Source organism: uncultured Brachyspira sp. (assembly GCF_949287625.1).
Taxonomy (GTDB): Bacteria; Spirochaetota; Brachyspiria; order Brachyspirales; family Brachyspiraceae; genus Brachyspira.
On record NZ_CASEGO010000109.1, the window covers coordinates 1 to 10,540 of the forward strand.

General features: G+C 24.8%; 10 protein-coding genes and 1 pseudogene. 8 read left to right on the forward strand and 3 right to left on the reverse strand.

The window, feature by feature from the left end; genetic code table 11:
• Positions 1 to 118: 118 nt before the first annotated feature.
• Positions 119 to 919 (forward strand): Cof-type HAD-IIB family hydrolase, encoded by an 801-nt coding sequence (locus tag Q1X91_RS13290; protein WP_300758496.1) that lies wholly within the window; start codon positions 119 to 121, stop codon positions 917 to 919.
• A 381-nt stretch (positions 920 to 1,300) separates the two neighbouring features.
• On the opposite strand, the gene Q1X91_RS13295 is transcribed toward Q1X91_RS13290, so the two are convergent.
• From Q1X91_RS13295 to Q1X91_RS13305, 3 genes are all read right to left on the reverse strand, one after another.
• A complete protein-coding gene (locus tag Q1X91_RS13295) occupies positions 1,301 to 1,930 on the reverse strand; it encodes an NAD(P)-dependent oxidoreductase (RefSeq protein ID WP_300758499.1) in 630 nt (209 codons plus the stop codon).
• Between the two features lie 112 nt (positions 1,931 to 2,042).
• On the reverse strand, positions 2,043 to 2,885 hold the full coding sequence (locus tag Q1X91_RS13300; protein ID WP_300758502.1) for a Sir2 silent information regulator family NAD-dependent deacetylase: 843 nt from the start codon (positions 2,883 to 2,885) through the stop codon (positions 2,043 to 2,045).
• 15 nt (positions 2,886 to 2,900) lie between these two features.
• A complete protein-coding gene (locus Q1X91_RS13305; RefSeq protein WP_300758505.1) occupies positions 2,901 to 3,674 on the reverse strand; it encodes a protein-ADP-ribose hydrolase in 774 nt (257 codons plus the stop codon).
• Between the two features lie 157 nt (positions 3,675 to 3,831).
• Between Q1X91_RS13305 and Q1X91_RS13310 the strand changes: the two genes are divergently transcribed.
• The 7 genes and pseudogenes from Q1X91_RS13310 (at position 3,832) to Q1X91_RS13340 (ending at position 9,580) form a co-directional block, all read left to right on the forward strand.
• Complete coding sequence (locus tag Q1X91_RS13310) at positions 3,832 to 4,245, forward strand: Rrf2 family transcriptional regulator (protein WP_300758508.1); 414 nt, start codon at positions 3,832 to 3,834, stop codon at positions 4,243 to 4,245.
• 152 nt (positions 4,246 to 4,397) lie between these two features.
• Positions 4,398 to 4,688, forward strand: a complete 291-nt coding sequence (locus Q1X91_RS13315; protein WP_300758510.1) for a hypothetical protein — start codon at positions 4,398 to 4,400, stop codon at positions 4,686 to 4,688.
• Between the two features lie 28 nt (positions 4,689 to 4,716).
• Complete coding sequence (locus Q1X91_RS13320; protein WP_300758513.1) at positions 4,717 to 5,979, forward strand: glycosyltransferase N-terminal domain-containing protein; 1,263 nt, start codon at positions 4,717 to 4,719, stop codon at positions 5,977 to 5,979.
• A 237-nt stretch (positions 5,980 to 6,216) separates the two neighbouring features.
• Positions 6,217 to 6,897 (forward strand): hypothetical protein, encoded by a 681-nt coding sequence (locus Q1X91_RS13325; RefSeq protein WP_300758515.1) that lies wholly within the window; start codon positions 6,217 to 6,219, stop codon positions 6,895 to 6,897.
• A gap of 62 nt (positions 6,898 to 6,959) precedes the next feature.
• Entirely contained in the window at positions 6,960 to 7,637 is a 678-nt protein-coding gene (locus tag Q1X91_RS13330) for a hypothetical protein (protein WP_300758517.1), read from the forward strand.
• Positions 7,638 to 7,971: 334 nt separating this feature from the next.
• Entirely contained in the window at positions 7,972 to 8,658 is a 687-nt protein-coding gene (locus Q1X91_RS13335) for a hypothetical protein (protein WP_300758518.1), read from the forward strand.
• A 247-nt stretch (positions 8,659 to 8,905) separates the two neighbouring features.
• Positions 8,906 to 9,580, forward strand: a pseudogene (locus Q1X91_RS13340) (hypothetical protein).
• Positions 9,581 to 10,540 lie beyond the last annotated feature (960 nt).

The following is a 10,540-nucleotide window of genomic DNA, read 5'->3' on the forward strand; positions in this document are numbered from 1 at the left end:
AATTATTATAAATATATTGAATATTCATATTTTTTATTATATATTATAAAAGATTAAAATGCAATTTTTTTATTATAAATATTACTTTTTTATTAAAATTAATTTAGAGGAATAAATAATGCATATCCCAAAAGAAAAAATTAAATTAATAGCAGCAGACTTGGACGGTACTTTACTTAACAGCAATAAAGAAATTTCAGAATATAATCAAAAAATAATTAAGAAACTTATTAATGAATATAATATAGATTTTGTATTATCAAGCGGAAGACCTTATGAAGGAATAAAAAATTATAATAAAATTTTAGAAAATAACAATTTATCTATTATTTTTAACGGAGCTTCTATTGCTGATAATAACGGAAAAATAATATTTCAAAAGACTATTGAAGAAGAGGCTTCTAAACAAATAATAGAATTATCAAAAAAATATGATGTATGTATGCATGTTTATAATAACGGTAAATATATAATATCAAAAGAAAACTTCCCTATAAAATCATATGTTCAAAGAGAAAAAACTGTCAATGTAGTTGTAGGGCTTGAAAATACTGATGACTATAATTTTGATAAAATACTAATATTAGGACAAAGAGATATTTTAGAAAAATTAAAAAAAGAAATTGATTCACTAGATAGTGTTCACACTTGTTTTTCAGGGGAATTATTTTTAGAAGCAGTAAATAAAGAAGTAAATAAAGGCAATGCTTTAAAACAGATATGCAAAATGAAAAAAATAGATATAAAAGATACTATAGCTTTTGGAGATAATTTTAATGATATAGAGATGATAGAGTATTCTGGTATTGGTGTTGCTATGGGAAATGCTGAAGAAACTGTAAAACAAAGAGCTGATTATATTACGCTTTCTAATGAAGAAGATGGAGTCGGAAAGTTTTTGAGTGATTTATTTTGTTAATAAAATAAATAAAACTTAGAAAAATAGATTATCAGTAAAAATGATATTTTGTCACTTTTTAGTTTTAATATATTTTATGATTAAATAATTATAAAATATTTTTAATCTAGAGTACATATATATAACAAAATTTAATTAAGATAATAGTATAATTTTTATCTCATAAATTTAAAATTTTTTAGTATAAAAAATGTATAAAGTATGCATATATAGAAATAACTTTATTTTGTTAGATTAAATATATATTTATAATTAAAAAATTTTTATAACTAATTTTGTCAAGTAGTTTAAAAATAAATCTAATATAAAAATATCTATTATTAATAGAAGTTAATAGATAAAAAATAATATTCTATTAACTTCTATATTTTTTAATAATTGTTATTTACAACAGAATGTTATTCTTTGATTTAAATGTTTTTTATTTTGTATCTCATCAGCAAAAGCTACAGCATAATCAGCATAACTAATAGAACTTTCACCTTTTGAATTAAAAAGTAATTCATCAAATCCTATATTGTATTGTCCTGTTTTTTCTCCATCAGCTTGGAAATCAGCAGAAGGTGATACATAAGTCCATAAAACATCTTTTTTATTTTTTAATATATCAAATGATTTTGACATACTTTTTGCAAGAGGTTTGAATATATCAGGAAAAGTTTCACTATCCATTAATTTTTTGCTGCTATCTATATATAAACTTCCAGCTCCTCCAACTACCATAAGTCTTATGTTTGTATTTGCAAGTATATTGCATAAATGCTCCATAACTAATGAATGCTTATCAAGTTCTTTTTCCTCCCACACTCCGAATGCACTTACTACAGTATCGAATTCTTTCAAATCATCTTTTGTCAAATCAAATAAATCTTTTTCTATAACTTTTGCTTTTGAATTATTTATTTTTGTTTTATCTCTTACTATGGCTGTAACATCTAATCCCCTTTCTAATGCCTCATTCATAATTAATTTTCCAGCTTTTCCGTTTGCTGCTATTATTGCAATTTTCATTTCAATTCTCCTTTTTATAAAAATAGTTTCTTTAATTAAAGAATTGTAATAGCTATTATTACAATAATGACAGCATGTTTTAGTTGTAATGTAAAGTATTACAACTAAAATTTTAACTTTTTATATATTCTAATACTTTAGATATATCATCATTTATACATATAGAGCGTTCTTTTAAATTGTCAGGGGCATATGAATCATTTAAATTTACAGATACATAAATAGAGTTTTCATTTTTTAAAGCCATATCCCAAAAAGAATATTTTATTATAGCAGGTGTATTATAACCTACCCCTAATTCTAAAAATAATATATTTTTATTTTTTGCTTCATCTAGGAACTTTTTATATTTATTCATAGAATAATACCAATTATCGTCTTGCACAAAAGTATTATCGCATCTTAAGTTCATTGACATATTGCTGCCGCAATGAGGACATTTTGGTATAAGTTCTTTTGCTATTTTTAAATCTTTTCTTGACTTGACCATTTCTCTTATTTGTTTTTCATTATAAAAAGTTTCTTGTCGGCATGGAACAGAACATTGAAAAAGAGAATAGTCCCCCTGAACTTTAAATAATTTTTCTTTATCAAATTTTGCCTCTTCAAATCTTCCGTCAACATTAGTAGTAATAACAAAATAATTTTTATTTTTTACTATTTCTAATAGGTTTAAATGAGTTTCATCTGCTGGTATATCATATCTATTAACATATACAAGAAGCGAAAAATATCCCCAAAAATCTTCCAAAGTAGGATAATTATAAAATCCAGCACTATACATATCAGTTAAACCATACCTATCTTTATATTCACTAAAATATTTATCAAATCTTTCTCCGTCATAAGAAAATCCTGCAGAAACAGAAAGTCCTGCACCTGCACCTATTAATATATAATCTGATTTCTCTATACTTGATTTTAATTTTTTTATTAATTCTAACTTATCATTCATTTATAATTCTCCTAATTATTTTAAAATATCATAATAAAGCTCATAATCCAAATCTTTAAATACATTAAATACTATCTTTATATCATATTTAGTATTATATAAAAAATCTTTCACAGCATTCACCGCTATCTGAGAAGCCTCTTTATTTGGAAACTTGAACTCACCTGTAGATATGCAGCAAAATGCTATGCTTTTTATATTATTATCTTTTGCCGTTTCTAAGCATGATTTATAACAGTTGTATAAAAGCTCTTCATCTTTTTTTAAAACACTGTTCTGTATTATAGGTCCTACTGTGTGAAGTATATATCTGCTTGGTAAATTAAATGCTTTAGTTATTATACATTTTCCCGTATCCTCAGTTTCTCCTTTCATTATATTATTTAGACATAATCTTAATCTAGTACCAGAAGCACTATGTATAGCATTATCTATGCATTTATGAAGAGGAATAAAACAGCCAAGCATAGAAGAATTAGCCGCGTTAACTACAGCATCTATGTTTAATGTTGTTATATCTCCCTGCCATAAATATAAATTATCTCTTATAGGTTTTATATCTTCTATATTTGTTATTATTTTATTTTTTAATCTTTCCTGTAGATATTCATCTTCTATTTTAAGATACTCTTCGCTTATATTATTAGGAAGTCTTATATTCATTAAATATCTGAAATAGTTATACAGTACTTCTTCATTATTTTCTTCTAATGCCTTTTCTAGTTCTTTATTATATTTATAATTACCTTCTTTAATAAGATAGTCTATTAAAAATAATAATTTATTCATATTTACTCCTAATTGTAACTATTATTATTACAATAATACTATATCCTTATTGTAATGTCAAGTATTACAACTAAATTTAAATTCGTTTATTTAATTTTTTATTTGCATTAAGAAAATAAATATATTATAATTTTTTAATAATTTTAAGGATAATTTAATGAAAATTAGTTCAAGATTTACAATAGCGGTTCATACATTACTTTGCATATTAGAGTTTAAAGATGAAAAAATAACATCAAATTTTATATCAGAAAGTGTTCAAGTTAATCCTGTTATCATAAGAAACATATTAATACAGCTTCAAAAAGCTGATATTATCACTGTAAAAAGAGGAACTGGAGGAATAAGTCTCAATAAAAAAACAGAAAATGTTACATTACTTGATATATTTAATGCTGTAGAAAGCCTAGATAAAGGAAAACTTTTCAGCTTTCATGAAAACCCAAATAAAAAATGTCCTGTGGGAAGTAAAATTAATGAAATACTTCAGCCGAAACTAGATAATGTTCAGCATGCTATGGAAAAAGAACTTAAAAAAACTACTTTAAAAGATATTTATAAAAGTTTATAAAACAAAGTAATGGAAGATTGTAATAATTAGTATTTAAATAATCTCATATATTATAAATCATTTCAAACATACTTATATTTTAGTTAAAAAAAATCTCAAAATTGATTTAGCAATTAATTGACATAATATATTTATTTAGTATAATCTATGTTATGAATATTAATAAATATATTTTAATACATAAATTAGTTAATGCCTCTATACTTATGCTTTTCCCTATAGCAGCTTTTTATATTATAGAGCATAATAATATAAAAACAGGTATATATAGTGCTATTTTTATTATCATTAATGCCATAGAAATATTATTATTTGCTTTATTTATTATTGTATCTTTCAGATGCGAATGGGGTACTAGAAAGCAGCATGCTATTGTAAAAGCCTTAATTTCTTTTTTTATGTATATGGTAATTATTATATTGACAATGATCGCTATTTTTTGATTGATATTTTTCATAATAGGTTTTTTTAATGCAGAAAATTTTAATGTGCATATATACTATTTTTGGGTATATCTTATACCCTTTTATATTTATATCATTTTTTATTATGATGATATTTAATAAGCCTATTAGAAAAGGTGCTTTATCAAGACTTGGGTTTATATATCCTAAAGAAAACAATAAAAATGCTGTTTGGATACATGCTGTAAGTGTAGGAGAAATAGTAGCCGTAAGAGAGATAGTATTTACTTTAATAGATAGAGGATATAATGTTTATCTGTCTACTACTACTGTAGGGGGATATGATATAGCAAAAAAGAATTATGGTGATAAAGCAGAGCTTTTTTATCTTACATTAGATTATCCTCATATGATTAATAAACTTATTAATCTAATATCTCCAGAATATGTTATGATAGCAGAAATAGAAATATGGCCTACACTAATATATTCGCTTCATAAAAAACTTATACCTCTATATATGATTAATGGAAGAATAGGTAAAAAAGAATTAAAAGGATATAAAAATTTTAAATTCTTTTTTAAGCCATATTTCAATATGTACACAAAAATCTTGGCACAAAGCAATATAGATAAAGAAAATATGATTACTATAGGAATGCCTGAAGGACTTATAACAGTTACTGGAAATTTAAAATATGATATAACATATCATGCTGATGAAAAAAAGATAGATGAGTTGGAAAACACTATACCTGTAAACAAATTCGTAATAACAGCAGGAAGTACACATGCTGGGGAAGAAGAATTAATATTAAAAGCAATAGATAAACTCAATTTGAAAGATAAAGTATATATAGTAATAGTTCCAAGGGATATTAAAAGAGGAGAAGATATACAAAAACTTGCAGAAAGATTAAATTATGACTTGCCTCTTTATACTGATTATGAAAAAAGTTCAGAAGATGGAATAATTATAAATACTATAGGCGAATTATTAAATTGGTATAAACTTTCTGACTTAGTTATAATGGGCGGCACATTTATGGGTACTATGGGCGGACATAACATATTAGAAGCAATTTATTTTAAAAAGGCCGTTATAGTTGGCAAGTACATGTATAACTTTATAGAAATTTACGAATATATGAAAGAAGCTGTATTTACCTGCGAAGATAAAGAAAAACTAGCAGATATAATACAGGAAGCATATCAAAATGAAGAACTTAGAAATAATCTGGCAGAAAAAGCGTATGATTTACTTATACAAAATAACGGAGCTTCAAAAAAAACTCTCTCTATTATAGATAAATACCAAGGTATAGTATAACAAAATTTATATTTTCATATTGACTTTTATATATAAAACATTTATTATTAGATAAGGTTTATGAAAGTTTCAGTGGATTAATTTATGCAATATATAAATTTCTATTTTAATAATTCTATATTTTTCAAAAACATTCGTTTATTCTTTCACTTTTTTATCCAAAGTCAATATTCTAAATTATTTCATGTTTCTATCATATTCCATAAACATTTTTTATAAATATTAAGGAGATAAAATATGAAAAAGAACATTATCCTAATCAGTTTATTTCTGATGACATCGGCATTGGCCTATTCGCACTCATTAGGCATAGGACTTTATATTCCATTAGGAGGGAGTATTCCTAGTCTTTATCAAAATAATAATGCAGATCCAGCTTTATTATTAAGTCCGAAATCAGCATTTGAAGTAGGTGTTATATTTCAGCCTAGAGTTTCTTTCAAAATAAGCGAAACAGCAAATCATTATATATCTTTGGGAGTGGATATAGGCTGGTATAGAGATACATTTAAATTTCAAACAACTTCTCAAAACTTTACTCATGAATTTGACAGCCTTATGGCTGGTATTAATTTAGAATGGCGTCCTTTAATATTCCAATTAGGTATAGGTGCAGGTGTTAAACTTCCTTTTTCAGGCTCATACTGGGAAGATAAAAATAATATAAAATTAAGCGGAGGAAATTTCTCAGCAAGATTTAATAATACAGCTATACCTTATGTAAGACTTTATACTGGCATAAATATTACTATCGTAAGCTTGGCATTATATGTTAATTTTGATATACCAAATATGCAGATAAAAGATAACTTAGCTTCATTAGGCAAAGGATATAGTTATCCTGGAAAATTAGGTTCTGTTGATATAGGGGCTCAGATAGGTTTGCATTTCGACATATTTGAATTTGGACAAAATTAATAATTCATATATTTTTTATATATGAATAGAGTGAATTAGTTTTATAGCATTAGGAGAAAAGTATGAAAAAAAACATTATAATAATAAGTTTATTTATGATAACATCAGCATTAGCCTACTCTAACTCTTTAGATATAGGGCTTTACATTCCATTAGGAGGAAGTATACCTAGTCTTTATCAAAACAATAATTTAGATATAACTTCATCATTAAGTCCAAAATCGGCATTTGAAGTTGGAGTTATATTCAATCCTAGAGTTACTTTTGACGTAAATGATTATAATGATGTATCTATAGGTATAGATATAGGTTGGTATAGAGATACATTTAAATTTAAAACTGCTTCACAAAACTTCACACATGAATTTGACAATGTTATGCTTGGTCTTAATTTTAGATGGAGTCCTTCTCTATTTGTATTAGGCATAGGCGGCGGTGTTAAAGTACCATTCAAAGCTAGATATCTTGTAGGAAAAGATGGTGTATCATTAAATGGAGGAAATGTTTCAGCAAGATTTAATAATCCTGTTATACCTTATGTAAAACTTTATGCTGGTATAGATTTAACTCTTGTAAGTTTAGCATTATATGTTAATTTTGATATACCAACTATGCAGATAAAAGATAACTTAGCTTCATTAGGTGCGGGATATAGTTATCCTGGAAAATTAGCTTCTGTTGATATAGGAGCTCAGGTAGGTTTACATTTCAATATATTCAATTTTGGAGAAAATAAATAATAGATTAACTTTTATTAAATAAATCACTATAATTGAAAAAAGTTTTGGGGATATATTTTTATATATCCCCTTTTTAATACTTTCATTATAAAAAAATAAAGTGTAAAAATTTATAAATACCAACATATAGTATAATAAAATCATATACTTTTATATTGACTTTTATATCAAAAACTTTATACTGATACTAGGTTTATAAAAGTTTTATGGAATTAATATATGCATATTTAAAAAGTCATTTATCTTTTTAATTTATTCATTTATTAACTCCCAATCTTTTCAAAAAGAATTATTATAAATTATTACAACATTTTATTTGCTTTAAGGAAAAAATATGAAAAAAATTATTATACTAATTAGCTTACTTATGATGACATCTGTATTAGCCTACTCACACTCCTTAGGTTTAGGTCTTTACATTCCATTAGGAGGAAGTATTCCTAGTCTCTATCAAAACGATAATTTAAATACAACTTCATCATTAAGTCCAAAATCAGCATTTGAAATGGGGGTAATATTTCAGCCTAGAGTGAATTTTAAAATAAGTGCAGCAAGCTATAATTATATATCTTTAGGTTTGGATTTTGGCTGGTATAGAGATACTTTTCAATTTCAAACTACTACAAAAAACTTTACACATCAATTTGACAGTATTATGACTGGAATTAATTTAGAATGGCGTCCTTTAATATTCCAAATAGGTGTAGGATGCGGTGTTAAATTTCCTCTTTCTGGTGCATACTTGGAAAACAACAATGGCATAAAATTAAGCGGAGGAGACTTATACAGCAGATTTAATAATACGATTATACCTTATGTAAGACTTTATACAGGTATAAATTTGGTTGTTTTAAGTTTATCATTTTATGTTAATTTTGATATACCATATTATCAGATAAAATATAACTTAGCTTCATTAGGTGAAGGATATAAATATATCGGAAAATTGGCTTCAGTTGATATAGGGGCTCAAATAGGTTTACATTTAGATATATTTGAATTTGGAGATAATGGAATATAATTTAAGTCTTTATTATTAAAAAAATTATAATATTTCTGTATATATTTTTATATTGACTTTTATATCAAAAACTTTATACTACTATTAGGTTTATAAAAGTTTAATGGAATTAATTTATGCAATATTTAAACACTTATTTATCTTTTCAATTTCTTAAAAAAATAAATATTATAAATTATTACTCAATTTTATCAGCTTTTAAAGGAAGAAAAATGAAAAAAGTATTATACTAATTAATATATTTATAATGACATCATCATTAGCATATTCTAATAATTTCGTAATGAGTTTATATGTTCCATTAACTGGAATCCATCCTAGTTTTTATCAAACTGGTATCTTATCGGACTATTTAACAGAACAGGCAGAATCTGCATTTGAAGCAGGCGTTATATTTCAGCCGTCAATATATTTTACGATAGACAAATTACATTATATAGTATTAGGAGTAGATTTTGGTTGGTATAGAGATACTTTTAAATTTTATAACAATTATCAAGACTTTACACATGAATTTGATAGTATTATTACTGGACTTAGTCTTGAATGGAGGCCTTCAATATTCCAAATAGGTATAGGAGGCGGTGTTAAAGTTCCTTTATCTGGTAAATATTCAATAGGAGACAATTATACATTATTAGATTACAAGACTTTATCATCAAGATTTAATAATCTAGTTATACCTTATGTAAAATTTTATACTGGTGTAAATTTCTTTTTAGTAAGTTTATCATTCTATGTTAATTTTGACATACCAACAATATAGATAAAGAATAATTTGGCTTCATTAGGTGAAGGATATAAATATATCGGAAAATTAGCTTCTGTTGATATAGGTGCTCAAATAAGTGTACATTTACCTATTATAGAATTTGTTAAAAAGAGTGATTATTATGATATTAGAAATAGAATTAAAAGATAGGCTTTATAAATTTTATGCAGTTAATTTAATATTTAGAATTTTATTTATATATACCTAAACAAATATAGTTTGTCAAAAAATAATTTTTTTAAATTTTGATATTTGCGGGGCTTTGCCCACCACGCTGTGTGCTACGCAACACCCCAGTTCTTTTGTGACGCTGTCCGCCTTCGGTGCGGCACAAAGAACCATACGCTGTACGCCTATGACGAAAAGACTGCATTTTTAGACCAAATTTCGGGTATTACCATACGTTTAATACATATCTTTAAAGTATAAAGTTCTAGTAATTGCGTTTTTTGCAACTTTTTTGTGCGGCAAAAAAGTTGATAATTCTATATAATGTACATCAGTTGACAAAATAAAATCGTTCCAGTATATACCTAAACAAATACAGTTTGTCAAAAAATAAATTTTTTAAATTTTGATATTTGCGGGGCTTTGCCCCACACCCCAGTTCTTTGTCAAAAATTAATTTTTAAATTTTAGTATTTGTTGGGACTATAACACACACTCTGCAGACTTATCAAAAGTTTTTATCTTTCTAATACTCTTCTAAAAAAGTAAATTACTGCAGTTTTATAAGTTTTAAATATACAGAGTTTTCATAAAAAATCAGTTAATAAAAAGCTAATGCATAATCTTTTAGCTTTGTAAAATAATATCATATTTAAAATAATTATAAAAAATTATAAATAAGTTTTTAAGTATTTTAAAAACAAAGATAATAAACATTTATAAAAATATCATTTTAATAATTCTTCATAAATAGTATTAAAATCTGTAATTTTCATATTATGCCTCTATTAATATTTAATACCTTATATGAAGTAAATATCATTTAAGAATAAATATCAAAAAAATAAAATTTGTATTGATTTTTTCAGATTAGTAATTTATAATAAAATAAATTTATAAATACATTTAAATTTAAATTTAAATGTATTTAAACATTTAAAT

What these genes read in the sequence shown, in the direction of transcription:
- Q1X91_RS13325 (WP_300758515.1), top strand. Translation starts at nt 6,217, where the DNA reads ATGAAAAAGAACATTATCCTAATCAGTTTATTTCTGATGACATCGGCA.
- Q1X91_RS13335 (WP_300758518.1), top strand. Translation starts at nt 7,972, where the DNA reads ATGAAAAAAATTATTATACTAATTAGCTTACTTATGATGACATCTGTA.
- Q1X91_RS13330 (WP_300758517.1), top strand. Translation starts at nt 6,960, where the DNA reads ATGAAAAAAAACATTATAATAATAAGTTTATTTATGATAACATCAGCA.
- Q1X91_RS13310 (WP_300758508.1), top strand. Translation starts at nt 3,832, where the DNA reads ATGAAAATTAGTTCAAGATTTACAATAGCGGTTCATACATTACTTTGC.
- Q1X91_RS13290 (WP_300758496.1), top strand. Translation starts at nt 119, where the DNA reads ATGCATATCCCAAAAGAAAAAATTAAATTAATAGCAGCAGACTTGGAC.
- Q1X91_RS13305 (WP_300758505.1), bottom strand. Translation starts at nt 3,674, where the DNA reads ATGAATAAATTATTATTTTTAATAGACTATCTTATTAAAGAAGGTAAT.
- Q1X91_RS13295 (WP_300758499.1), bottom strand. Translation starts at nt 1,930, where the DNA reads ATGAAAATTGCAATAATAGCAGCAAACGGAAAAGCTGGAAAATTAATT.
- Q1X91_RS13315 (WP_300758510.1), top strand. Translation starts at nt 4,398, where the DNA reads ATGAATATTAATAAATATATTTTAATACATAAATTAGTTAATGCCTCT.
- Q1X91_RS13300 (WP_300758502.1), bottom strand. Translation starts at nt 2,885, where the DNA reads ATGAATGATAAGTTAGAATTAATAAAAAAATTAAAATCAAGTATAGAG.
- Q1X91_RS13320 (WP_300758513.1), top strand. Translation starts at nt 4,717, where the DNA reads ATGCAGAAAATTTTAATGTGCATATATACTATTTTTGGGTATATCTTA.